Annotated in this window: 20 protein-coding genes; 6 read left to right on the top strand and 14 right to left on the bottom strand. The window is 67.4% G+C overall.

The features are described 5' to 3' along the window. Nucleotides 1–2: 2 nt before the first annotated feature. The 11 genes from AB4061_RS25185 to AB4061_RS25135 all read right to left on the bottom strand — a co-directional run bounded on the left by AB4061_RS25185 (nt 3) and on the right by AB4061_RS25135 (nt 13,623). A complete protein-coding gene (locus AB4061_RS25185) occupies nt 3–806 on the bottom strand; it encodes a CoA-transferase subunit beta (protein ID WP_441638599.1) in 804 nt (267 codons plus the stop codon). Between the two features lie 26 nt (nt 807–832). Further along, entirely contained in the window at nt 833–1,723 is an 891-nt protein-coding gene (locus tag AB4061_RS25180; RefSeq protein ID WP_441638597.1) for a CoA transferase subunit A, read from the bottom strand. Between the two features lie 4 nt (nt 1,724–1,727). Beyond that, nucleotides 1,728–2,624, bottom strand: coding sequence for a VOC family protein (locus tag AB4061_RS25175; protein ID WP_441638595.1), 897 nt, complete (start codon nt 2,622–2,624; stop codon nt 1,728–1,730). Between the two features lie 987 nt (nt 2,625–3,611). Then, nucleotides 3,612–5,243, bottom strand: coding sequence for a FadD3 family acyl-CoA ligase (locus tag AB4061_RS25170; RefSeq protein ID WP_441638593.1), 1,632 nt, complete (start codon nt 5,241–5,243; stop codon nt 3,612–3,614). A 1-nt stretch (nt 5,244) separates the two neighbouring features. Beyond that, the gene (locus tag AB4061_RS25165; protein WP_441638591.1) at nt 5,245–6,273 is read right to left on the bottom strand and encodes a 2Fe-2S iron-sulfur cluster-binding protein; all 1,029 of its coding nucleotides are present in this window, start codon (nt 6,271–6,273) and stop codon (nt 5,245–5,247) included. Nucleotides 6,274–6,284: 11 nt separating this feature from the next. Then, complete coding sequence (locus AB4061_RS25160) at nt 6,285–7,052, bottom strand: SDR family oxidoreductase (protein WP_441638589.1); 768 nt, start codon at nt 7,050–7,052, stop codon at nt 6,285–6,287. Next, a complete protein-coding gene (locus AB4061_RS25155) occupies nt 7,036–8,784 on the bottom strand; it encodes an FAD-binding protein (protein ID WP_441638587.1) in 1,749 nt (582 codons plus the stop codon). Before AB4061_RS25155 ends, AB4061_RS25160 begins: the two co-directional genes overlap by 17 nt. 27 nt (nt 8,785–8,811) lie before the next feature. Beyond that, nucleotides 8,812–9,330, bottom strand: coding sequence for a flavin reductase family protein (locus AB4061_RS25150; protein WP_441638740.1), 519 nt, complete (start codon nt 9,328–9,330; stop codon nt 8,812–8,814). A 64-nt stretch (nt 9,331–9,394) separates the two neighbouring features. Further along, entirely contained in the window at nt 9,395–11,137 is a 1,743-nt protein-coding gene (locus AB4061_RS25145; RefSeq protein ID WP_441638585.1) for an FAD-dependent oxidoreductase, read from the bottom strand. 19 nt (nt 11,138–11,156) lie between these two features. Beyond that, nucleotides 11,157–12,350 carry an acyl-CoA dehydrogenase family protein gene (locus AB4061_RS25140; protein WP_441638738.1) on the bottom strand — a complete coding sequence of 398 codons (1,194 nt, stop codon included), beginning with the start codon at nt 12,348–12,350 and terminating at the stop codon, nt 11,157–11,159. A 121-nt stretch (nt 12,351–12,471) separates the two neighbouring features. Beyond that, the gene (locus AB4061_RS25135) at nt 12,472–13,623 is read right to left on the bottom strand and encodes an LLM class flavin-dependent oxidoreductase (RefSeq protein WP_441638583.1); all 1,152 of its coding nucleotides are present in this window, start codon (nt 13,621–13,623) and stop codon (nt 12,472–12,474) included. Between the two features lie 223 nt (nt 13,624–13,846). On the opposite strand from AB4061_RS25135, the gene AB4061_RS25130 reads away from it, so the two are divergent. Together AB4061_RS25130 and AB4061_RS25125 are read left to right on the top strand one after the other, a co-directional pair. Continuing rightward, nucleotides 13,847–14,005, top strand: a complete 159-nt coding sequence (locus AB4061_RS25130) for a hypothetical protein (protein ID WP_441638581.1) — start codon at nt 13,847–13,849, stop codon at nt 14,003–14,005. A 14-nt stretch (nt 14,006–14,019) separates the two neighbouring features. Next, complete coding sequence (locus AB4061_RS25125; protein WP_441638579.1) at nt 14,020–14,379, top strand: VOC family protein; 360 nt, start codon at nt 14,020–14,022, stop codon at nt 14,377–14,379. Between the two features lie 5 nt (nt 14,380–14,384). Here AB4061_RS25125 and AB4061_RS25120 read toward each other — a convergent pair whose 3' ends face one another. After that, complete coding sequence (locus AB4061_RS25120; RefSeq protein ID WP_441638577.1) at nt 14,385–15,572, bottom strand: helix-turn-helix transcriptional regulator; 1,188 nt, start codon at nt 15,570–15,572, stop codon at nt 14,385–14,387. Nucleotides 15,573–15,945: 373 nt separating this feature from the next. On the opposite strand from AB4061_RS25120, the gene AB4061_RS25115 reads away from it, so the two are divergent. From AB4061_RS25115 to AB4061_RS25105, 3 genes are all read left to right on the top strand, one after another. After that, on the top strand, nt 15,946–16,755 hold the full coding sequence (locus tag AB4061_RS25115) for an SDR family NAD(P)-dependent oxidoreductase (RefSeq protein ID WP_441638575.1): 810 nt from the start codon (nt 15,946–15,948) through the stop codon (nt 16,753–16,755). Nucleotides 16,756–16,819: 64 nt separating this feature from the next. After that, entirely contained in the window at nt 16,820–17,767 is a 948-nt protein-coding gene (locus AB4061_RS25110) for an alpha/beta hydrolase (protein WP_441638573.1), read from the top strand. After that, a complete protein-coding gene (locus AB4061_RS25105; RefSeq protein WP_441638571.1) occupies nt 17,764–18,891 on the top strand; it encodes a 3,4-dihydroxy-2-butanone-4-phosphate synthase in 1,128 nt (375 codons plus the stop codon). Before AB4061_RS25110 ends, AB4061_RS25105 begins: the two co-directional genes overlap by 4 nt. On the opposite strand, the gene pdxR is transcribed toward AB4061_RS25105, so the two are convergent. Beyond that, complete coding sequence (gene pdxR, locus AB4061_RS25100; protein WP_441638569.1) at nt 18,834–20,351, bottom strand: MocR-like pyridoxine biosynthesis transcription factor PdxR; 1,518 nt, start codon at nt 20,349–20,351, stop codon at nt 18,834–18,836. The genes AB4061_RS25105 and pdxR overlap by 58 nt on opposite strands. 89 nt (nt 20,352–20,440) lie before the next feature. Between pdxR and AB4061_RS25095 the strand changes: the two genes are divergently transcribed. Next, nucleotides 20,441–21,250, top strand: a complete 810-nt coding sequence (locus AB4061_RS25095; RefSeq protein ID WP_441638567.1) for a glutamate racemase — start codon at nt 20,441–20,443, stop codon at nt 21,248–21,250. Nucleotides 21,251–22,118: 868 nt separating this feature from the next. Here AB4061_RS25095 and pcaDC read toward each other — a convergent pair. Next, nucleotides 22,119–23,312: a bifunctional 3-oxoadipate enol-lactonase/4-carboxymuconolactone decarboxylase PcaDC gene (pcaDC, locus tag AB4061_RS25090; RefSeq protein ID WP_441638565.1), complete on the bottom strand. Its 1,194-nt coding sequence runs from the start codon at nt 23,310–23,312 to the stop codon at nt 22,119–22,121. Nucleotides 23,313–23,408 lie beyond the last annotated feature (96 nt).

Below are 23,408 nucleotides of genomic sequence, written 5' to 3'. Positions count from 1 at the left end.
CCTCACGCGGTGCGAACGGCCGGGTTTTCGCGCACGATGGTGGCGCGCAGGTTGTGCGGATCGAGCCGGACGATGACGGCCAACTCCTCCGCGGTGGGCGCCGCGGTCTGCGGCAGTATTTCGCCGGAAGCGTTGGCCAGTGCGAAGCCTGTGGCCGCCCGCACCTGCTCCAGGCTCACGCCGGGATGCAGCGAGCGCACGCGGACGGCGTGATCGGGACCGGTGAAGTCCATCACGCACAGGTCGGTCACGATCACCCGCAGGTCGACAAAGCTGCGCATGCCTTCGATCTGGCGCGCCGGGTTATAGCCCACGCTGCACACCATATCGACCTCGCCGGCGACAAAGGCGCGCGGGCTGTGCGCCGGCACAAAGAAGGAGTTGGCATGGTGGATGCTGTTGCCGGGAAAGCCGCGTGCGCCGAGCAACTGCTTCTTTGGTTGCGCATGGGTGCCGCCGAGCATGGAGATGTTGGCCTGGCCGAAGCGGTCGATCTGGGTGGGCATCACCAGCGCATGCCGGCGCCCGCCCCACAGGCAGTCGAATACGCGCGCGTAGCCCATCCAGCCGCTGGCGCGCACCTTGAAGCCCGGCTCGCGGCGCCCCAGCGGCACCGGCTCTTCCACCAGGTAGGCTTCGCCGTCGGTCAGCATCAGGCCAGGGTTGTGCAGCAACCGGGCCAGCCCGGCCGCGATGCGCGGGCCGGTGCCGATGCCGGTGGCCATGACCTCGCCGTCGTCGCGCCAGGCGCGGGCAGCGGCGGCGATCATCAGTTCGGCGAGAGTGAATTGTTGAGTGGCGCTCACGATGGCTCCTTCTCCTTGTGACGGGTTCAAAGGACCGGCAACGGCAGGTCCAGCACGTGGCCCATGCCACCGATCTTGTCCAGGTAGCCGGCTTCGGTGGCGCCGATCACGTCCTTGCGGTAGGTGGCGAAGCCCGCCTCCTGCTCGGCGCTGGCGCAGTAGGCCTTCAACTGCGGCAGGTCAAAGCCATAGGCAGGCCCGCAGGAAGTGGGATGCGCGCCGCCCGGCGCGTGCACCACGCCGCTCACAAGCGCGCGCTCGAAGGGGTTGTTGCGCGCCCGCGCGAGGTCTTCGTCCTCCAGGCGGTCGTGCAGGACCTCGCAGCTCACATAGCACTGGCCCGCCGCCCGCGCGAACCATTCGTCGAAGAAGGGATCAGGGCCGTCGATACGGGTGTTGCCCAGCACATCGCTCTCGTTGACGTGCAGCAGCGCGGCGTCCAGCGGGATGGCCGGCATCGCCAGCARCACCTCGCCATCGGCGTAGGGCGAGCGGACGGTCCTGAGGAGGGGGTTGCAAGCCAGCACGTCGGTCCCGAGCCCGGCGCGCGTCGGCAGGAACGGCAGGCGCGCGGCAGCGGCGCGCAGGCCGAGCTGCAACATCCCCTCGTCGAGTTCCCATACGTCGATTTCCCCGCGCTCGCGGGCCGCGCGGAAATGCGGCTCCAGCGGGATCACGTCGAGCGAGACGAAGCCGAACACCACCTTGCGCACCTTGCCGGCAGCGCACAGCATGCCGACTTCCGGGCCGCCGTAGGCCACCACGGTGAGATCCTTCAGCGGTGAGCGCAGGATTTCCCGCACCAGCGCCATCGGCTTGCGGCGTGGGCCCCAGCCGCCGATGCCGATGGTCATGCCATCGGCGAGGCGGCCGACCACTTCGGCCGCGGTCATGGTCTTGTCCAGAGTCTTGAGCATAGTTCTAGCGATATCCGATGCTGAAATCGTGGCCCCACAGGCTGACCCGGGTGGCCTCGTAGGCGGCGTGCTGGCTCCAGTCGACCACCAGCCCGCCATAGCCGTACTCGAGGTCGAAGCCGCCGGGCGTCTTCATGTAGAAGGAAACAACGCGATCGTTGCAGTGCTGGCCCAGCGTGGCTGAGAGCGCCACGCCGTGCTGCTGCGCGCGGTCTAGCGCGCGGCCCACCTCGGTCATGTCCTGCACCTCGGCCATCACATGGATGCAGCCGCTGGGCGCGGGCGCCTCGAAGATGGCCAGGCTGTGGTGCCGCCCGTTGCCGCAATGCAGGAAGTGGATGCGCTTCTCCGGCTCCGCCGGATCCGTGGTGAAGCGCGCACGGAAGATATCCGACAGGCCGAAACCCATCACGTCGCGCAGGAAGGCATAGGTTTCGTCAAAGGCCGGAGCCGGCAGCACCGAGTGCCCCGCGCCCAGCGGATCGGTGACGAAGCGCGACACGCCGATGGGTGAGACAAAGCGCAGGAAATCCGAACGCATGCCCCAGAAGATCTCGTGCCGGTTGCCGGAAGGATCGGCGAACCAGGCCATGGCCCCCGCGCGCCGCTGGATGCGCTCGGTCTCGCTGGCATACGTGACCTCCACGTTGGCTGCCCGCAACGTGGCGAGCGCGTGGTTGAAGGCCGCCTCGCCGGCCAGCTCCCAGCCCGATGCCAGGTAGCGGTCCTGCTTGCCGGGCACGATCAGGTAGCGGTAGTCGCGCTCGTCCATCTTGAGGTAGAGCGCGCCATGGGGCGCGTTGGTGCACGCCATGCCGAGCACTTGCTCGCCGTAGTGGCGCCAGCGTTCGGTGTCGGTGGACTCGACCACGATATAGCCGAGCGCTCGGATGTCCATCATGCTGCCTCCTCGCTGTTCTTGGAATTCATTTGCTGCCGGGTTGGGTGCGGCAGGTTTGTGAAGCCATTGTTCAGCGGAAGCGGGATGTGAACATCGTCTGTTGGGACTAGCCAGGTGGGATTGATTTGCGGTCACTAGCCCCGCTGACGCGGGGGACGCTTTTTTGGGCGGGGTTTTTCTGCTTCTAGCTGCTGTCGCAGGCAAGTGTGGGTGGGCGGTGTTTTAGCGCTTCTAGCTGCTGGCGCGGCTGTACGGGGTTGGCCGTTTTAGAACGTGTGAGATGTCACTTCTCTTTACTCGTAAAGAGAAGTAACCAAGAGAAAGCGATCCTTGCAGGAGGCTGGCTTCTTGGGGTTGCGCAGCCCGGTGGTTTCGTCGTCAGGCCCCGGGTTTTAATGGCCTCGTGCCGTTACCAGTTCGGAGCACCACGACCCAGCCAATGCCCAGGGATTCGTGGTGCCCCCCCCGGTAGCGGCCACCACGAATTTCAAGCCGTCTGTCGCTCGCGGAGTGACTGGCCACGAAGTTGCAAGCGTCCCGTTTCCGTCGTGGGCGCGGTGGCACCGCCGGAATAGTTTTGAGGGATTCACCACCGCGCCCACCCCACCACGAAACCATCATGGCGTGATATATCGTGGCGCTTCGAACCGGTACCGGCAGATGTGTGAACGAGCAAGGATGCCGCTACCGAGCAGCCTCACCACGAAACCGGCGTCATTGAGAGGATCGTGGCCATTCAAACCAGTAACGGCACGAGGCCATTAAAACCCGGGGCCTGACGACGAAACCACCGGGCTACGTAACCCCAATAAGCCAGCCTCCTGCAAGGATCGCTTTCTCTTGGTTACTTCTCTTTACGAGTAAAGAGAAGTGACATCTCACACGTTCTAAAACGGCCAACAACGTACAGCCGCGACAGCAGCTAGAAGCAATAAAACACCGCCCACCCACGCCGAGCAGCAGCAGCTAGAATCCTAGAACCATCCCCTACCCCCCCTCCCGCAACCGATACTTGAGAATCTTGCCAGCCGCGCTAATCGGCAGCGTCTGCACGAACACCACCTCTCGCGGCACCTTATAGTTAGCCATATGCCGGCGCGCCCAGTCGATCAGCTCATCGGCGCCGACCTTGCTGCCGTGCCGCAGCACCACAAAGGCCCTGCCCGCCTCGCCGAGGCGCTCATGCGGCATGCCCACCACCGCCACCTGCGCAATCGCAGGATGCGATACCAGCAGCTTCTCGATCTCGGCCGGATAGCAATTGAAGCCACCGACGATAAACATGTCCTTGATGCGATCGGTGATGCGCAGGTTGCCGCGCGCGTCGAGCGTGCCGATATCTCCCGTGCGCAGCCAGCCGCCCGCATCGATCGCTTCGGTAGTAGCCTCGGGTAATTGGAAGTAGCCGCGCATCACGTTGTAGCCGCGCACCATCACCTCACCGGGCTCGCCTGCCGGTACGGGCTGGCCTGCGCTATCCACGCAGCGCAATTCGATCCCCGGCATGGCGCGGCCCGAGGTCAGCGCCACGATGTCGGCATCGTCACCTGCACGGGTCAGCGTGGCGAAGCCGCACGACTCGGTCAGGCCGTAGCCGGTGAACACGTTACGAAAGCCCAGCTCGCGCCGCATGCGCTGGATCAGCACGGGCGGGATCGCCGACGCGCCGGTCACCGCGACGCGCAGCGAAGACAGGTCGAACTCGCGCAGGCGCGGATTGTTCAGCAATGTCTGGTAGAGCGTCGGCGGGCCGGGCAGCACTGTGATGCGCTCGTTCTCGACGCGGGTCATCACCGCCTCGGCATCGAACACCAGGTGCGGCAGGATGGTGGCGCCGCTGACCAGCGCGGCCAGCCACCCGGCCTTGTAGCCAAAGGTGTGGAAGAAGGGATTGACGATCAGGTAGCGGTCACCGGCCTCCACGCCGGTGATTGAGGCCCAGCCGTGGATGGCCTGCAGGTTCTGCGCATGCGCGGTCATCACGCCTTTCGGGCGTCCGGTGGTGCCCGAGGTAAACATGATGTCCATCAGCGTATCACCGGTTACGGCGCGCTCGCACGCAACGAACTCCGCCTCGCCAGTGCGCGGCGCCAAGGCCAGGAAGTCTGCCCATGCAAGCTCATCCGGCGCCATCTGCCGCCCCGCGCGCCCGCGCAGCACCACCACGCGCTCCAGCGTGGCGGGCCGGTGCGGCGCTAGCATTTCCGGATAGCTCTCGCCGAGGAAGTCGTCGATGCAGAACAGCACCCGCGCGCCGCTGTCGGTCAGGATCGCGCCGGCCTCCATGCCCTTCATGCGGGTATTGATGGGCACCAGCGCCGCCCCGATGCTGTGCGTGGCCAGGGCGGCGACGATCCATTCCGACAGGTTGGGCGCCCAGACGGCTACCCGGTCGCCGGGCAACACGCCGAGCGCGAGCAGCGCCCGTCCCGCCTGCGCGCGCAGCCCGTCCAGCGCCGTGAAGCTGAGCCGCAGCCCGTCCTCCTGGATGGCGATGCGCGCGCCGTGGCGCGCGGCGGCTGTGCGTACCAGTTCCGGGATGGTGGCGGGAACAGCCTGCCCCGCGCTGGCGGCGTCGGCCAACCCCTGGGCGGTTTCGATGGTGTCGGTTGTCATCATGTCAGTCGGGAAATTTCAGGTGCAGTTCGCTRCCGGCCGCGCGGGCCTGGCAGGCCAGGGTCCAGCCGGCCTCGCGGTCGGCGGTGTCGAGCACATGGTTCTCGCCCAGCGTCGCCTCGCCGTGCGTCACCTGGCACATGCAGGCGCCGCACAGGCCGGAGCGGCAGGAATTGGGGGCGCTAATGCCGGCACGCAGCATGGCGTCGAGCACGGTTTCGCCGGCCTGGGCGTCGAGCCGGTGGCGTACGCCGTCCAGTTCCACTTCCAGTGCGGCAGGCGAGCAAGCTGGCAGCGTCACGTCTTTGGCCAGCCCAGCGGCGGGCGGCGGCGCGCCGAAGCGCTCCACATGAATCCGCTCGCGTGCCACGCCAAGGGCCTGCAAGGCGGCCTGGGCCCCGTCCATGAACGGCCCCGGCCCGCAGATAAAGCAGTCGGCGTGGCCCCACGGCGAGGCCAGCGCTTCAAGCTGGGCCTGCGAGGGCGGCCCCTGCACGCTGTCCAGCCAGTGGATCACGCGCAGCCTGTGCGCGTGGCGCGCGGCCAGTTCGCGCAGCGCGTCGCGGAAGATCACGCTACGTTCGTCGCGGTTGGCATAAATCAGCGTGACATTGCCGCCGCCATGGCGCAGCGCGGCCTTGGCGATCGACAGCACCGGCGTGATGCCGCTGCCGCCAGCGAAGAGCAGCAGGTCGCCATCGAAGCTGCGCGGCGTGAACACGCCCGCGGGCGGCATCACGTCAATCGTGTCGCCGGCCCCGAGCCGGTCGCAGATCCAGTTGGATACGCGACCGCCGCGCACGCGCTTGACCGTCACTCGCAGCGCGCTGTCGACCTGGGGGCTGCTGGACAGCGAGTAGCAGCGCTGCTGCTCGGCGCCCTCCAGCAGCAGCTTGAGCGTCAGGAACTGGCCCGGCCGGTAGGCAAAGGTATCGCGCAGTCCGTCGGGCAGCTCGAACACCAGCGAGCTTGCCTCGTCGGTTTCGGCCACCACCTGGGCGATGCGCAGCGGGTGGAATTGCGCTTGCACCATGATGTCTGCGATCAGGCGATGCCCATGATGGTCTGCGCATTGTCAATGCGCAGCTCGGCGCCATTGACGTAGCGCGACTCGTCGGAGGCCAGGAACAACACCAGGTTTGCCACGTCGCCAGGCAGGCACATGCGCTGCATCGGATCGCCGCCCGCCTGCTCATGAGTGGCCGGGGCGTCGGCCGCGCCCTGCATCAAGGCAGCCGTCATCGGCGTCAGGATGCCGTCCGGATGAACGGAATTGCAGCGGATCTTGTAGCCGCGCTGCTTGCAGTAGGCCGCCACGCTGCGGGTGAGCGCGGTGACCGCGCCCTTGCTGGCGCTGTAGGCGCAGAACATGCTCATGCCGCCCAGCGCCGCCACCGAAGACATATTCACGATGACCCCGCCGTTCTCCTTCATCGCGCCCACGCCATACTTGCAGCCCAGGAAATAGCCATCGGCATTGATGCGCATGATGCGCTGCCATTGTTCCAGCGTGGTGTCCTCCACCGAGCCCAGCGCCAGCACCGCGGCGTTGTTGACCAGCACGCCCAGCGTGCCAAAGCGGTCCTGGGTGCGCTTCATGACCTGCTGCCAGCCGGCTTCACTGCCGATATCGTGGGGCACGAAGATGGCGGCGTCGCCGATCTCGCGCGCCACCGCGTGGCCGGCTTCCTCGTTCAGGTCTGTCAGCACCACGCGCGCGCCCTCGCGCGCCAGCAGCAAGGCGTCTTCCCTGCCGACGCCGCTGGCGGCGCCGGTGACGATGGCGATCTTTCCTTCAACTCGGTTGCTCATGGCTTGTCTCCTTGATGTGTTCCTCGGTGTCTTCATTGCGGCCCCGTTGGGCCGCCAGGCCTACGAGATGGCGCCCGGCATTGCGCCCCGACCAGATACAGTCGGCGAGCGAAAGCCCGCTCACGTAGTGATTCGATGCGATGCCGACCGCAGTGCGGCCGACCGCGTACAGGCCCGCGATCGGCGCCGCCTGGGCGCCAGGCCCTTCCGCCAGCACCTGGCCGCACGCCTCGTCCACGCGCAGGCCGCCGAGGGTGATGGCGGGACAGGGAAAGGCGCGGCTATGCGCGGAGATATCGATGGCCAGGTAGGGCCCGCGCTCCAGCGATGCGCACATCGCCGCGGATTTCCCCGTGGGGTCGGGCCGCTCGCCGCGCGCCGCCGCGTTATACGCAGTCAGCGTCGCCAGCAATGCCGCACGCGGCATGTGCAGCTTGTCGGCCAGCGATTCGATATCCGGCGCACGCGTGGCGCCGAACAGCATCAGCATGACGGCGGGCACGCGCTGGAAGGCCCAAAGGCGTCCGGTGATGCAATCGCGCAGGGCCGCGCGCGCCAGCCGCGCGTTGAGGCCCAGCCAGGCGCGGCCGCCGTGCTCCTCGCAGATGGCGTGGCCCAGCCGCGCGCCGTAGACTTCTTCGTTGCCGATACGCGCACCTTGCGCGTTGACCACGCATCCGCGCGCCCAGTCGAGGGGCGGATTGATGAAGCGCCACGCGGAAACGCGCTCCAGGTGGCGCGCCGCCGCCCCGACAGACAGGCCGAGGCGGATCCCGCTGCCATCGCAGCCGGTGGTGCCCAGGCGCCAGTTGCGGCTGTACTTGGGGGCATGTGCAGCCACCATGGCCGGGTTGAAGATAAAGCCGCCAGTGGCCAGCACCACGGCGCCGGCGCGCACTGCATAGGGCTGCGCGAATCTCGCTTCCAGCTGCGTCACGCGCCGGCGCAGGGCATCGGCCAGCGCCGGAGACAGGTTGTGCAGGCGCTCGGCCAAGCGCGCCAGGCGGGCATGCCGGCGTTGCAGGCGGCCCGGCGGCAGGCGCCGGAGTTCCACGCCAATGACCGCGCCCTGGCCATCGACAATCAGGCGGCGCGCCGCGGCATGGCGCATCACGTCCACTCCGGCCTGCGCCTGCACCGCGCGCCGCAGCACGCCGAACAACACGTGACCGGACATGCCACTTCCCTTGCATCGATGGCCGCGCGGCGCCGGTTCGGCATGCCGCGCGTAGTCCGCCACGGTCTCGTTGCCCGAGTAGTAGAGGTAATCATCCTGCGCGGGATATGAGGTCTTGCGCCGCGGCACGGTGGCGGCAAAGCGCGCGCCCAGCCGCTCCAGCCAGGCGATCATGCCGGTGCTGCGCGCGCAGAATGCCTGCAGCGTGCCATTGCCGACGGCGTCGCCAACTTCCTGCCGCAGGTAGGCCGCCATGGCCTCGGGCGTGTCACGGTAGCCGGCGGCCTGCTGGTATGGCGTACCACCACCGGCATACACCACGCCGCCGCTCCTGGCGCTGGCGCCGCCGCCTTCGAAGCGCTCGGCCACGATCACGCCGAGCCCGCCTCGAGCCGCTTCCAGCGCCGCGCAGGCTCCGGCAGCGCCGAAGCCGATCACGGCCACGTCGCAGCGGGCATCCCACCGGCAGGCACCCGGGTCGGCAACGACCAGCGGCGGCAATACCACGTTGACCCCACCGGAGGCGGGATCGGGAACGACGGCGGTGGCGGTCATGGCGCAGGCTCCGGCACTTGGCTCACATCACGCCGCCCGCAGGCTGGCCAGCGGCGCCGAGGTGGAGTAGGCGCCGTCCACATAGACCAGCGGCGCCACTTCGCCGGCCAGCCGGACTTCGCGCAGGCGGCCGATGAAGACGGCATGGGTGCCGTAGTCGAAACGGCCGTCCTGTTCGCAGATCAGGTTTGCCTGGGCATCCCGCAGGAAAGGCACGCCCATCAGGTCGGCCTCCCACTGGCCCGTGGTGAAGCGGTCCTCGCCCTTGAGCCGGCCGCTGCAATCAACAGCGATGTCGCGATGATCGGCCGCCAGCAGGTTGACGCAGAAATCCACCCCGGCGTTGAGCGCCGGGTAGATCGAGGCATTGCGGTGGATGCAGATCAGCAGCGAGGGCGGATCCGCGGACAGGGAATCGACCGCGGTGACCGACATCGAATAGCGGCGCTCGCCCTCGCGGCAACTGACCACCGCAACCGAGCGCGCCATGCGGCGCATCGCCATCAGCATATCGTCGCGCAGCGACGGGGAAATATTCGGGTTCATCATGCCTCCTGCCTGTGTGATGCGTGGCGCGGCAGCGGCAGCCGCATCGCGCCGCGTCATGGTGTCAATCCGCTTTGCCCTGCCCGGCTACCCTGCTCGCCAGCGCATCGGCGGCGATCAGGCCGAATGTCATGGCCGGCCCGATGGTGGAGCCGGCGCCCGGATAGCTGGCGCCCATCATCGAGGCGCTGGTATTGCCGATGGCGAACAGCCCGTCGATGGGCGAGCCGTCTTCGCGCAGTACGCGCGCGCTGGCGTCGGTCGCCAGCCCGCCCTTGGTGCCGATATCGCCCGCGTCGATGCGCACCGCGTAGAACGGCGCGCGGCCGATCGGCGCCAGGCACGGGTTGGGACGGACCTGGCTGTCGCCGTAGTAGGTATCGAAGACGTTGTCGCCCTTGCCGAAGTCCTCGTCCACCCCGCGCGCTGCGAAGCCGTTCATGCGCTCGACGGTGTGCGCCAGGCCGCCGGGGTCGATGCCGGCCAGCTTGGCCAGCGCGTCGAGCGAATCGGCGCGCAGCAGGACGTCCGCGAAGGGGGCCGGGATACGGCTGTCCGGCATGACAGAGCCGGGCAGGATCGGCCCGCAGGGATACTTGCGGCGGAAGGTGGCATCGAACACCAGCCACGCCGGCACGCTGCAGCCAGTCTGCTCGTGGTCGCGGTACATTGCAGGCACGAACTCGGAGTAAGGCGCGGCCTCGTTGACGAAGCGCCTGCCCCGCCCGTTGACGACGATGCAGCCGGGCAAGGCCCGTTCGACAAAGATCGCGCGCTGCTTTTCCTCGCCGCCGACCTTCACCGTTGGCGCGCCCCATACATGCGACATCAGTTCCAGCGCCGCGCCCGCGCGCTGCGCGGCCTGGATGCCGTCGCCGGTGTTGTGGGGCGGCGTGGCGCTCCACTCTGCCCGGCTGGGGCCCGGCAGGTATTGCTCGCGCATGGCCTGGTTGCGCTCGAAGCCGCCCGCGGCCAGGATCACGCCGTGCCGGGCTTCGATGCGTACCTGCGCGCCATTGCGCCGCGCCATCACGCCGGTGATGCGCGCCATGCCGTCTTGCTGCTCCAGCAGCAGGTCTTCCAGCGCGGTATCGAGCCACAGCGGAATGCCGCGCGCCATCATGGCGTGGCGCAAACCGCCCACGAGGCTGTTGCCGAGCGTGAGCCGGCGGTCGCGCGCGGTGCGCCGGCGCCAGCCAAGATCCAGCCAGTAGCGCCCGAACTGCCGGGCCGCTACGCCCAGCCAGCCGCGGCTCTTGCTCAGCATGGCGTGGGCCTCGGCGGACGTCACCGCCACCCGGCCCGCGACCAGCGTCCCCGGCGACGGCGGACGCAGCCGCGCGAACTCCTTGCCCAGCAGCGCGCCATCGAACGGCATCGGATCCAGCGCGCGATACCCGGGCAGCGCACCCGGCAAGCGCTGGAAGTAGTCGGCGTAGCGCGGCAGCGAGTAGTAACGCACCCCGGTGCGCTGCTCCAGGTAGGCAAGCATGCGCGGGCCGTGCTCCAGGTAGGCGCGCAGCTTGGCTGGGGTGGAGCGCCCTTCGGTGCACGCTTCGAGATAGGTTAGCGCGGCGTCGTAGCTGTCGCTGCCGCCTGCTTCTTCGATATGGTGGTTGAGCGGAATCCAGATCCCGCCGCCGGACACCGCCGAGGTGCCGCCGTACAGGCCGCTCTTCTCCAGCACCACCACGGACAGGCCGCGATCCGCCGCGCGGCAGGCTGCCAGCATGCCACCCGCGCCGGAGCCGACCACCACCACATCAAACACGCCGGTATGGGTTGCCTGCCCTGCGCCCTGGTTCATGTTTCTCTCCACGCCTGTCTCAGATAAAGAAATCGGTGTTGGCGCGGCCCATCATCACGCCGCCCAGGTTCTGGCCGAAGCGATCCAGGTTGTTGGCGTAGTGGGCACGCGCCGCGTGCAGGTCGAGAAAGCGCCGTACCAGGGGATTGCTGACGTAGATGCCATTGCCGCCGGCATAGCGCAACAGGCTGTCGGCGAGTTGCGCGCACCGCTGGGCCACCTGCGACGACTGATAACGGAAATGCAGGCGGCGCGCGGTATCGAGCTGCTCGCCACGGTGTGCCGTTGCCATCAGCTCGTCGAAATTGCGACGCAGGATGGTGCGCATCTCGTCGATGCCGGCCGCCGCATTGGCGCAGGCCAGCTGGGCGCCGCCGTCCTCGGCCGTCCTGCCTCCACTGTTGGCGCTGACCCGGCCGTCGGCATAGGCGATGAAATCGTCGAGCCCGCCTTCGAGCGCGCCGATGCAGGCCGTGCAGACTGCACGCACGAAGATCTGGGCGAATGGCAGCTGGTACAGCGGCGCCTGGTTGAGGGACAAGCCCGGGCTGGTGCCCCTGGCGCCGTCGATCGCACTGTGGGTCCGGTAGGCCGGCACGAACACATCGTCCACCACGATGTCGTGGCTGCCGGTGGCGCGCAGGCCCAGCACATCCCAGTTGCGCACGATGGTGTAGTCGCTGCGCGGCAGCAGGAAGGTCCGGTACTCGGGCGCGGCGCCGGCCTGCTGCGGCGGCACCAGGCCGCCGAGGAAGATCCAGTCGCACAGTTCGCTGCCGCTGGAGAACTTCCAGTGCCCGGAGAAGCGGAAGCCGCCGTCCACCGGCACCACCTTGCCCACCGGCATATAAGTCGAGGCGATCAGGGTGGCGTTGTCCGCGCCCCAGACATCCTGCTGCGCGCGGCCATCGAACAAGGCGAGCTGCCAGTTGTGCACGCCCACCACGCCATAGACCCAGGCGGTGGACATGCAGCCCTTGGCGAGGGCCATCTGGATGTCGAAGAAGGTCTGCGGGTCCAGTTCGTGCCCGCCATAGCGGCGCGGCTGCAGAACCTTGAAGAAGCCCGCGGCCTGCATGTCTGCCACGGTTTCGGCCGGGATGCGCGATTGCGCCTCGGCCTGGCCGGCGCGCTGCGCCAGCACCGGGATCATTTCGTGCGCGCGGCCGATCAGTTCGGCCGCCAGTCCTTCGGGGTAGTTGTCTCGATGCACCGCCATCTCCTCTTGCCGGCCACCGGGCCGGTCTTGTCGTGCCTGCATGCTGCCATCGCCGCCGCCCCGCGCCATCGTCCGAGGGGACTAGTCGCGCGGTAGCGATGGTCCGATGGCTCGCTCAGGCGAGCGCGCGCAGCTTGCGGCCCTGGGCGCGGAAATGCGGGATCACGTGTTCGCCGATATTGCGGATGGTTTCAAGCTGGGCCCATTGCGGCACCGTGCCCATCTGGCAGATGAACAGGATCTCGTCGGCCCCGGCGTCGATCAGGCGCTGCACATAGCCAATGCAGTCCTCCACCGTGCCGTAGGCATGGTTGGGGTTGAGCATCATCATCGACGGATCGCTGAAATCCACCGTGACCTTCTCCGAGGCGAAGCTGGTCTTGATCACGGCCTTGCCCTGCGCGTCCTCCCCGGTGACGTTCTCCACATCCCAGCCTTCGGGATTGGGGCGCTCGCCTCCGGCATACCAGTACCCCAACGACTCCATGAAGTAGCGCTGCCCCTTGATGCCGATCTTGCGCGCCGCCTTACCGTCTTCCAGCACGATGGTCGGACACAGAGCGGCAAGATGCTGGTGAGGACGGAAGCCAACCTGGTCCCCTGCCTGGCGCGTCTCGTAGGCTTCGCGATAGATTGCGTTCTTCTTCGCCACATCTTCCGGGCCGCCAAAGCCGAGCACCAGCGCGCCCATGCCGCGCGCGCCGGCGCGCTTGAGCGTATCGGCGTTGGTGCAGGCCAGATACATCAGCGGGTGCGGGTCCTGGCGTGGCTTGGGATGGATGGGGCGGCGCGGGATCTTGATGAATTCACCATCGTGCTCGATCTCGTCCTGGGTCAGGATCTTCGGGATCAGGTACATCGCCTCGTCGATCATCGGGTGCAAGGTGTCGAGGTCGTAGCCAAAGGTGCCCGCCTCCTGCTGCGTACCGCCTTTACCCACGCCGAAGTGCACGCGCCCGCCGGAGAGAATGTCGAGCGTGGCCACGCGCTCGGCCACCTTGACCGGATGGTTCATCGCCGGCGGCAGGCAGACTACGCCGTGACCGATGCCGATGCGGCGCGTGCGCCCGGCCACGAAGGCCAGGAAGGTCTCCGGCGCGCTCATGTGCGCGTAGTTGGTCAGCGCCGTGTGCTCCACCGCCCAGACGACATCGAAACCCATGTCCTCGGCGAGCTCCACCTGCTCCATGATTTCGTCGAACACCTTGTGGTCGCCGGCGCGCGACGCGTCGACAGTCTGCGCTTCGTAGATCAGCGAAAATCGCATTGCAGTCCCCTTCCTTTGCATTTGGTTTTCAGGCCATCGGCCGGGAGCGCCGCCGCGTTGTCGTGGCGGGCGGCGCCATCGCCGGCACCGTCATTGCTGGCCTGCGTGACTGCAGTGTGTGCGGCCGGGGAAAGTGCTGCATCGTCTGATTGGATTATGCGCAGCGGCACCGTGTCCCTATCATGTCCAGGACCCCTCACCACCTGCACACGGATACGCCCTCATGAAGATTCCTCCGCTTAGCCAGACGCTGCTGCTGGCCACCCTGCTGACAGGCACCGCGGCGCCCGCCCATGCGCTCGACATCCTGCTGTCCAACGACGACGGCTATCCATCGGCCAATATCCGTGCCGTCTGCCGCCAGGCAGCGGCAGCCCGCTGACAAGGAGCGCCAGCATGCAATCGAACCTATTGCTTTACCCCGTGGAAGATATCGATGCCGCGCTGCCGTTCTTCGAGCAGGGCCTGGGCCTGGCGGTGAAGTTTCGCGATGGCGGGCGCTACTGCGCGCTTGACGCCGGCCCCATCACGCTGGCGCTGGTGGCCGGCGAGGAGCGGCTTGTCTCCCAGCCCGCGCTGGCATTCCGGCTGGAAGCCGGCGAGGATATCGCCGCGGCGATCGAGCGCCTGCTGGCGGGCGGCGCGCGGATCGCGCAGCCGCTTACCAGCGGCCCGCACGAGCTGCGCGCGGTACTGACCACGCCGCAGGGATTCCCGCTGGTGGTCAGCGCCAAGCCCGCCAGGCCGGCGGGCTAGCGCGCTCAGCCGAGCGCCACCACGCTGCTGAGCAGCATGCGTACCAGCGTGGCCTGCCGGGTCACGCCGGTCTTGGAGAAGATGGCGCGCAGGTGCGCGCGCGCCGTATTCTTGCTGATGCCGAGCTCCTCGGCCGCTTCTTCCAGCGCGAGGCCGTTGGCCAGCTGCAGTGCAAGCTGGGTTTCCGCCGGCGTGAAATCGAACAGCTTGCGCACCACCTCGTGTGAAGCCTGCGACTTGCGCTCCGGGTCGCGGATGAAAATCACGCACGAAGGCCGGCGCTTGTTGTCCTCCGACCACTCGCCCAGCGGAATCGTGCGGATCAGCACGCCCAGTTTCGCGTTGCCCGAAGGCCGCGTGATCGACATCGCCTCCATCACCGCTGGCGCGGTGCCGATGTGGCCCATGATGGCCTGGCGCAGCAGGCGCTGGAACTGTCGGTTCTCCTGTGCGTACTCGACATCCAGCGAGCCCCTGGCAATACGGATGCCGTCCTTGTCGGCAAGGATCTCGTCCGCAGCCGAATTGGTCCGCATGATGGCGCCGGTCTCATCGAGTATCGCCATGCCGACCAGCATGCGGTCGATGGCGCTGGCGTACAGGGTGCGCTCCGACTCCACCACATCCATGCGCGAGTGCAGATCGACCGCGCGCCGCAGGTGCGGCAGCAGCACCGTGCAAATGGCTTTGTCCGCTTCCGAGAAGTCCGGCGCGTCGACGTTGCGGCAGACACGGAGGCGGCATTCCACGCCATCGTCGGTGCGGATGTCTGCGCCCATCATATAGCGCACGCCTAGCGGCTTGAGGAACTGCTGGTACAGGTCGCTGTTGCACCACGCGCCGGTGCCAATCTGCTCGTCGATCGTGACCACCCGGTCCGCGGGCAGGTCGACGAAGGGATCCATCGCGTAGTAGTAGTTGTTGTACATGGTCTCACCGGGCAAGGTGTTGCCGCCCTCCTCGCTGGCATGCACCATCAGGCCCGCGCGGTCGCTTGCCGGCGAGCGCAGGATCAGTGTGACGTAGTTCGCACGCAGGTGGGTGCGGATGAGTTCCAGCGCGTTGCTCCATGGCACCTGCTCCATGGCCCCCTGGTAGATCTTGCCAAGCAGCGTGCTGAGATCCGCCAGCGAGAGCGCCACCGGCGCGTAGCAATGCGCCGCTTCCTGGCTGTGGCTTGCCTCCATCAACATACCTCTTGTCTCCGTTATCCACGCCTGGCTCTGCGGCCGGCGTTCGCCATGACAGGGGCGCTGCGCCCCCCCGGCGGTTCCAGATTATATGGATCGCCACTGCGCCGGTGGCGGGATTGTGCGTCATGGTTTGCACCTATTCGCGCGCCATGTGATGCCGCCGCTTGCGGATAGGCCAGACCTTACCCTCCTGGCGCACGCTCACATACCGCAAACGGACTAGGCAACACCCCTCTCAGGACAATCCCTGAGCCTTGCCTGCGCCTGGCTCCTCACTCAAACAGACGATGCGAACGGCCGGCCGCGCCGGTAGAAATGGGCGGACGCAATCCTGCGCGCCATTCCTTCCAACCACTTCGCGAGGAGACCTGCCATGGCGGCAAACGAGACCGGAAAGACCGCAGTGATCACAGGCGCCGGCGGCGGCATAGGCCGGGCACTGGCCCACGCGCTCGCCGCGCAAGGTGTGGCGCTGGTACTGGCCGACAAGGATGCCGACGCGCTGCGGCGCGTGCACGGCGAACTGACACACCACCGGCAAACGATCGCGATACAGCAAACCGACGTGGCGCAGGCTGCCCAGGTCGAGCAGCTCTGCGCGCGCAGCTTCGCACTGCTGGGCCGGGTCGACCTGCTCTTCAACAATGCCGGCGTGCTGGCGACCGGCGCCTGCTGGGAGCTGGATGCCGCCGTGTTCGAGCGCGTGCTGAACGTCAACCTGTGGAGCGTCATCCACAGCTTGCGCGTCTTCGTGCCTCGCATGGCGGCGCAAGGCAGCGGGCATATCGTCAACATCGCCTCCATGGCAGGTCTTGCCGTGGGTCCGTGGCTTGCGCCCTATACCGTGTCCAAGCAGGGCGTGGTGGCGTTGAGCGAAGGGCTGGCGATGGAACTGCAGGCGGCGGGCCTGCCACTCAAGGTATCGGTGGCATGCCCAGGCCCGGTGGCCACCGGCATTGCGCTCGACCTGCCGGCCGGCGCGCAGGACGGCGTCGGCGGCATGAACCAGGCGCTACAGGCGAGCATCGCGCAGGGCATGCCGGCAGCAACCACGGCCCGGCACATCCTCGACGGCGTGGCCGCCGGCGATTTCTGGATCCTGCCACACCCCGAAGCCGCCGCCGCCATGCAAGCGCGCGCGAGCGGCATCACCAGTGGCAAGGCGCCAGCCTTCGCCTTCTGAAACGCGTTTGCCTTTGCCGCACCCACTCCCCTGCACTTCCTCCCGTCCGCACAAGGAAAAGCCAATGCAATTCGACCCGCAAGTCCGCGCCCTGCTCGACGCCATGGCGCAGTTCCCGCCACTCGACTTCACCACCATCGCACCGCAGGCCTACCGCGCCGTGCTGGCCGCGTACCCCGCGTTCGCGCCGGGCGATGCGGTCGCGGAAGAACGCGAGCTGAGCGTGGCCGGCGCCGCCGGCCCCTTGCCCGCCCGCCTCTACCGGCCGCACGGCAATGGGCCCTGGCCGCTCACGGTGTTCTTCCACGGCGGCGGCTTCGTCACCTGCGGGATCGAAACGCATCACAATATCTGCCGCTCGCTGGCGAACCGCGCTGGCACCCTGGTGCTGTCGGTCGGCTACCGGCTGGCGCCGGAGGCACGCTTTCCGGCAGCTGCAGACGATGCCTGCGCGGCGCTGCGCTGGAGCGCGGCGCACGCCGCCGAACTGGGCGCGCTGCCGGACAGGCTGGCGGTCGCCGGCGACAGCGCGGGCGGCAACCTGGCCGCGGTTTCGTGCCAGCAATTGCGTGGCAGCGTGGCGCTGCGCCACCAGTTGCTGCTTTACCCCTACCTGGACTGCGCGGACGAATCCGGCAGCTGGCGCACCTTCGCGCAAGGCTGCTTCCTGACCGAGGACATGCTGCGCTGGTATGCCCGCCACTATCTCCCCGATCCGCGCCATGCCGCCGATGTGCGCGCCAGCCCGCTGCGCCAGCGCGAACTGGCGGGCGTGGCGCCGGCCACCATCATCACGGCCGAATACGACCCCCTGCGCGATCAGGGCGAGGCCTACGGCGCCGCCATGCAGCATGCCGGCGTGGCTGCCGCCATCCATCGCTGGCCCGGGCAAATTCACGGCTTCATGAGCATGCAGGGCTTGCTGGAGGCGGCCGACGCGGCGCTCGACCTGGCGGCGGCAGCCTTGCGCGCCGCCTTTGCCGATATTGCCGAAACGCGGGAGCCAGCATGAGCCCCGCACCAATCGGCGACGTGCTGCGCGCCATCGCTACCGGCCAGCGCGTTGTCGTTATCGAGGAAGACACGGAGGATGCCAGCGGCTGCGTGCTGGTTGCCGCAGACCAGGTGAGCGAGGCGGACGTGAACTTCATGGCAGCGCACGCTCGCGGCCTCGTCTGCCTGGCCATCACGGAATCCCGCCGGCGGCAGCTCGGCCTACCGATGATGGCGGGCGGGAGCCGCCAGGGCCGCAGGCAGGAGCCATTCACCGTGTCGATCGAGGCGGTGCAAGGCGTCTCCACGGGCATCTCGGCGGCGGACCGCGCGCTCACCATGCGCGTGGCCACCGCCGCCAACGCCGGGCCCGGCCAACTGGTCCAGCCGGGCCACGTCTTCCCTGTGGTGGCGCAACCGGACGGCGTGCTGCGCAGCGCGGGCTTTGCCGAAGCCTGCTCTGACTTGCCCAGGCTCGCCGGGCGCGAAGCCGCGGGCGCCTATACGGTGCTGCTGGACGATGCCGGCGAATTGCTGCGCGGTGCCGCCTTGCTGGCCTTCGCCCGCGAGCATGGGCTGCTGGTCTGCGCGATCAGCGACCTRATCCATCATCGCCTGCTGGTGGAACGCGCCCTGCGCCGCAGCCAGAGCAGCCGGCTGGCCACGCCCTTCGGTGACTTCATCGTGCATGCGTACCACGATGCGCCTATCGACGCCGTGCACCTGGCATTGGTACTGGGGCAGCCGGATCCTGCCGAGCCGGTGCTGACGCGCGTGCAAACCGTGGAGACCTTGCGCGACTTGTTTGCCTTCGAATCCGCGCATGCGGCGCCGCCCGCCACGCCGGGCTGGAACCTGGCGCGGTCGCTGGCACGCATCGGCGAGGAAGGCTGCGGCATCCTGGTGCTGCTGGCCGAACGCGAAGCCCCGCATCGCCTGCTTGAGCAGCTCGCCCTGCTGGACCAGTCCGGGCCAACCTGGCAGACCGCGCGGCCCGCATTCGCGCAGCGCGCGCTGGGCGTGGGGGCACAGATCCTGCGCGACCTCGGCGTGCGCAAACTGCGCTTGCTGGGCGTGCCGGTACCTTACCGTAACATCGCGGGCTTCGAGCTGGAGGTGACCGGGTTCGTGCCGCCGGGCTGAATCAGCGCGGCAATGTCCTGGCCAAGCCGTCTCGCCGCGTCGCGCAGCACATCGTCCTGCGCCGCGGCGTAGCCGATCACCAGCGCTGGCGGCATGGCCCGCTCCCGGCAGAACTCGCCCAAGCCCTGCAGCGCCAGGTTCGCGCCGGCGCAGGCTTGCACCACATCGTGCTCGCTGATGCCTTCCGGCAGCCACAACACGAAGTGAAACCCGGCGTGTTCCCCGCTGACACGCAGGTGCTCGCCCAGCACCGCCCGCAGTTCCGCCAGCACGATATCGCGGCGGCGCAGGTACACGCTCCGGGACACGCGCAGGTGGCGAGACAGCGCGCCGGAGCGGATAAAGGACGCCAGCGCTAGCTGCTCAACCAGGCTGTTGGAGCGCCCGGTGGTGGTGCGCAACTGGCGCAGCCCGGGCCGCAAGGCGTCGGGCATCACCACGTAGCCGATGCGCAGCGACGCATAGAGGCTCTTGTTGAAACTGCCGCAGTGGATCACGCGATCGCCATTGTCCAGCGCCTTGAGCGCAGGCAGCGGCGCGCGGCTGTAGTTGAACTCGCTGTCGTAGTCGTCCTCCAGGACCCAGGCGCCGTGCGCCTTTGCCCAGTCGAGCAAGGCCAGCCGCCGGCTCACGGACATCGTCAGGCCCAGCGGCGCCTGGTGAGCGGGCGTGACGTACACCAACGCAGCATCCGCATGCTGGCGGATGCCATCCATCGAGATGCCCTCCTCATCGACCGGCACCGGCGAGATGCGCCGCGAGGACAAACCGAAAAGCGGTACCGCCGACAGATAGGCCGGATCCTCCAGCAGCACGCGGCCCTGCTCGCGCAACACCACGCGGGCGGCCAGGTCGATGGCATGCCGGATACCGGTCACGATCATCAGTTGCCCGGCGTCGCAGCGGATGCCGCGGGTCGCTCGCAGGTAGGCGGCGATTTCCCCGCGCAGGGCAAGGTCGCCGCAGGGATCGTCGTCGCCCAGTTGCTGCGCGGACAACGAACGCAACGCCCGGCTGACATGGCTGCGCCATTCGTCAAGCGGGAACAGCGCGGGATCTGCAAGGCGGGCAACGAAAGGCCGGCCCGCAACGACGCGCGATTGCACCGCCCCGCCGCTCGCGGCAATGACGGCCTGTGCCATCGGGAGTGCCTTAGCGTCCTTGACTTCGTGCAGCGAAAACTCCTCCGGCAGCCTGGCGCTCACGCGCGAGCCCGAGCCAACCCGGCTCGAGATATAGCCCTCCAGCCGCAACTGCTCGAACGCCAGTTCGACAATCCCCCGCGACACTGTCCAGCGCGCCGCCAGCGTACGGGTCGACGCAAGCCGCGCGCCGCGTGGCAGGCTGCCGCCAAGGATGGCCTGGCGGATGCTGCGATACACCCACGCTTGCTTGGCTTCGCCTGCATTCCTTGGCAGCACAGCCAGGTCCAGCACTTCGGCGTCCCGCATCTTCGGCATAAATGGCCCAACTAAAATTGATTGATTCGGCACTTTTAATTGTACCAATTTGACGCGATAGTCCCTGCGAACCCACTCACTGAATCGTCATGGAACCCTTCGCCACATTGCATCGACCGATTGGTGTCTTCGATGCCGGCATCGGCAGCTATGCCGCCGTCCGGCGCCTGCAGGAACGCCTCCCGAACCAGGACCTGATCTATCTCGCCGACCGCGCCAGCTTTCCCTACGGCGGCAAAAACAGGCAGGCTTTGCTGGACGCCACCGCACAAGCCGTGCAATGCCTGCAGGGGCTGGGGGCGAGCGCCATCCTGATGGCGTCCAACGCGCCTTCGGTCACCGTGCTGGAGGATTTGCGCCGCACCGCCAGCGTGCCGCTATTTGGCGTGGTGCCGCCGGTTGCCGAGGCCCTGGCGCTGTCGAAGTCCGGGCAAATCGGGGTGCTGGGCGTGCGCTCGATGGTGGAGAGCGCTGAGCTGGGCGCGTATATCACCGCGGCCAGCCGGGGGCGCGGGCAAGCATTTTCGTTTAACGCCTCCGCCCTGGTCGAGCTGGTGGAGTCAGGGGCGTTCCTGGCCGATCCCGCGCGCACCACCGCGCAGGTCGACGCCTTCGTGCGCGCAATTCTCGCCACGCAACCAGAGATTGATGTCTTCACGTTGTCGTCCACGCACCTGCCCTGGCTCGATGCCTACTTCCAGCGGCTGTTTCCCGGCAAGGCCTTCGTCGATCCGGTGCGCGCCTCGGTGGAAGCGCTTGCGCCGCTATCGACAACCGGCGCCGGCCGGGTTGTTTGTGCGGTTACGGAAAACCCGGCGCATACGGTGGCGGATTTTCGGTTGATGTTGGTGGCTATGGGGATTGAGTTGGATGTGGTGGTGGTTGGGGGGAGGTTGTAGGGGTGTTTGCTGGTGGTGTTGGCTTTTGGACCCAAGGGCCATACAGCATCGCCCTGCTGGGTTGGTCGCTGTTTATTTCATCGGCGATGGTTTTTGGACCCAAGAGCCATACGACATCCCCCTGCGGAGTTAGTCGCTGCTTCTTTGATCGGCGATGGCTTTTGCACCCAAGAGCCATACGACATCCCCCTGCGGGGGCTGCCGGTCACTTTTCTTTGACCGGCAAAGAAAACTAACGAAAAGAAAGCCGCCCTGCCGGGGGCAGAGCAATCAGGCTTATGTAGGGCAGTGGTTGCGTCGTACGGCCCGGAGTATTGGCTGGCGGATTCTACCGGCCCAAAGGACATCGCAACTGCATGACCCAATGGTCACGTGGTGCGGCCCCCGACCTCGCTTGCGGTGACCATTCCCACATCTGCCGTTCGCGGTGCGTAGCACCACGATCCTGCCTGCTTTGGTGGTTTCGTGGTTTTGTCTCTGGCGGTGGCCGCCCGGCCATTTGATGCCCTGCCGTACCGGCGCGACCGGTGCCTTGCTACCAACGCCCCTGGTTTCGTGGTGGGCACCGTGGCCCGGTTCGCGGGGGCCGCGCTCGTCCTCCGAGACAAAACCACGAAACCAGCCACACCCGAAACGGCGCAGCACTTCGCCCCGCGAACGGCAGATGGCCGAACGGTGCAACCACCGAGGCCCAAACAGCCTGATTGCTCTGCTCCCGGCAGGGCGGCTTTCTTTTCGTTAGTTTTCTTTGCCGGTCAAAGAAAAGTGACCGGCAGCCCCCGCAGGGGGATGTCGTATGGCCCTTGGGTGCAAAAACCATCGCCGCAAACAAAAGCGGTACCCCCCAAAAAACAGGCACCTAGCCCCATTACAAACCCTTCAAATCCCCCTCTGCAAACACCTCCTCCGCCATATGAAAAGCCGAATTAGCCGCCGGCACGCCGCAATAAATAGCAGTCTGCAAGAGCACTTCCTTGACCTCGTCGCGGCTAACCTTGTTGTTCGCCGCGGCGCGCAAATGCAGCTTGAGTTCATCGCTGCGGTTAAGCGCCACCATCATCGCGATGGTGATCAAGCTGCGTGAATGGCGCGGCAAGCCTTCACGGGTCCAGATCTCGCCCCATGCATAACGCGTGATCAGGTTCTGGAACTCTTCGGTCAGCGGGTTGAGCTTGGCCAGCGAGCGATCCACGTGGGCGCTGCCCAGCACCGCGCGGCGCACGGCCAGGCCAGCCTGGTAGCGCTCGCCATCGTTGGCGGGGCGGCTGGCGGGTTGTTGCGCATCGCCGCCCAGGAAGTCCAGCAATGCCTCGGTGAAGCGCGCGGGCTGCTCGCGGTTGGACAAGTGGGCCGCTTCCAGCTCGAGATAACGCGCGCCCGGGATGGCGTCGGCCAGGGCGCGCCCTTCCGCCGCGGTCGTGGACGGGTCCGCGCTGCCGGCAATCACCAGCACCGGCACGGGAATCGTCTTGACCGCTTCGCGCAGGTCGGCGTCGCGCACCGCGGCGCAGTTGGCGGCATAGCCCCGGGCATCGAGGCCGGTCAGCACCTGGCGCAGGTCGTCCAGTTGATTGCCCGCGGCGCTGACGAAGGCAGGCGTGAACCAGCGCTGCAACGAGCCATCCACCAGCGGCGACATGCCGTCGCGCAGCACGCCTTCGATGCGCGTGTTCCACGCTTCGGGCGTGCCGATCTTGGGCGCGGTGTTGGCCAGCACAATGCGTGTGAAGCGCTGCGGTGCGTTCACGCCCAGCCACATGCCGGTGAGGCCGCCCATCGACAAGCCGCAGAAGGCGGCCTTCTGGATCTGCAAGGCGTCCATCAGGGCGATGACGTCGCTGCCCAGTTCCGCCACGCTGCTCGGGCCCGGGGGCAATGCGGACTGGCCGTGGCCGCGGGTGTCGTAGCGCAGGATGCGGAACTGCTGGCCCAGCGCTTCGGCCTGCGGCGCCCACATCGTGTGGTCAGTGCCCAGCGAGTTGGAGAAGATCAGGACGGGCGCGGATGCCGGGCCTTCCAATGTGTAGAAGAGGCGGTTGCCAGCGTGGGTGATGAAGGGCAAGGTGGTCTCCAGAGAATTCGGTTCGCGGTTCAGTGACGTGTGTTCTTGGTGCGTTCTTGGTGTGCTCTTGGTGCGTTCTTCAAGCGCCTGTGGCTA

It is taken from the genome of Cupriavidus sp. YAF13 (assembly GCF_052113425.1).
Classification (GTDB): domain Bacteria; phylum Pseudomonadota; class Gammaproteobacteria; order Burkholderiales; family Burkholderiaceae; genus Cupriavidus.
The sequence above is the reverse complement of the archived record's forward strand: the minus strand, read 5'-3'. Positions and strand labels throughout refer to the sequence as shown.

Coding starts and splice junctions, on each gene's coding strand:
- AB4061_RS25150 (WP_441638740.1), bottom strand. CDS start 9,330: ATGAACCCGAATATTTCCCCGTCGCTGCGCGACGATATGCTGATGGCG.
- pdxR (WP_441638569.1), bottom strand. CDS start 20,351: ATGCCGAAGATGCGGGACGCCGAAGTGCTGGACCTGGCTGTGCTGCCA.
- AB4061_RS25120 (WP_441638577.1), bottom strand. CDS start 15,572: ATGTTGATGGAGGCAAGCCACAGCCAGGAAGCGGCGCATTGCTACGCG.
- AB4061_RS25175 (WP_441638595.1), bottom strand. CDS start 2,624: ATGATGGACATCCGAGCGCTCGGCTATATCGTGGTCGAGTCCACCGAC.
- AB4061_RS25170 (WP_441638593.1), bottom strand. CDS start 5,243: ATGATGACAACCGACACCATCGAAACCGCCCAGGGGTTGGCCGACGCC.
- AB4061_RS25135 (WP_441638583.1), bottom strand. CDS start 13,623: ATGCGATTTTCGCTGATCTACGAAGCGCAGACTGTCGACGCGTCGCGC.
- AB4061_RS25110 (WP_441638573.1), top strand. CDS start 16,820: ATGCAATTCGACCCGCAAGTCCGCGCCCTGCTCGACGCCATGGCGCAG.
- AB4061_RS25145 (WP_441638585.1), bottom strand. CDS start 11,137: ATGAACCAGGGCGCAGGGCAGGCAACCCATACCGGCGTGTTTGATGTG.
- AB4061_RS25125 (WP_441638579.1), top strand. CDS start 14,020: ATGCAATCGAACCTATTGCTTTACCCCGTGGAAGATATCGATGCCGCG.
- AB4061_RS25095 (WP_441638567.1), top strand. CDS start 20,441: ATGGAACCCTTCGCCACATTGCATCGACCGATTGGTGTCTTCGATGCC.
- AB4061_RS25155 (WP_441638587.1), bottom strand. CDS start 8,784: ATGACCGCCACCGCCGTCGTTCCCGATCCCGCCTCCGGTGGGGTCAAC.
- AB4061_RS25160 (WP_441638589.1), bottom strand. CDS start 7,052: ATGAGCAACCGAGTTGAAGGAAAGATCGCCATCGTCACCGGCGCCGCC.
- AB4061_RS25130 (WP_441638581.1), top strand. CDS start 13,847: ATGAAGATTCCTCCGCTTAGCCAGACGCTGCTGCTGGCCACCCTGCTG.
- AB4061_RS25115 (WP_441638575.1), top strand. CDS start 15,946: ATGGCGGCAAACGAGACCGGAAAGACCGCAGTGATCACAGGCGCCGGC.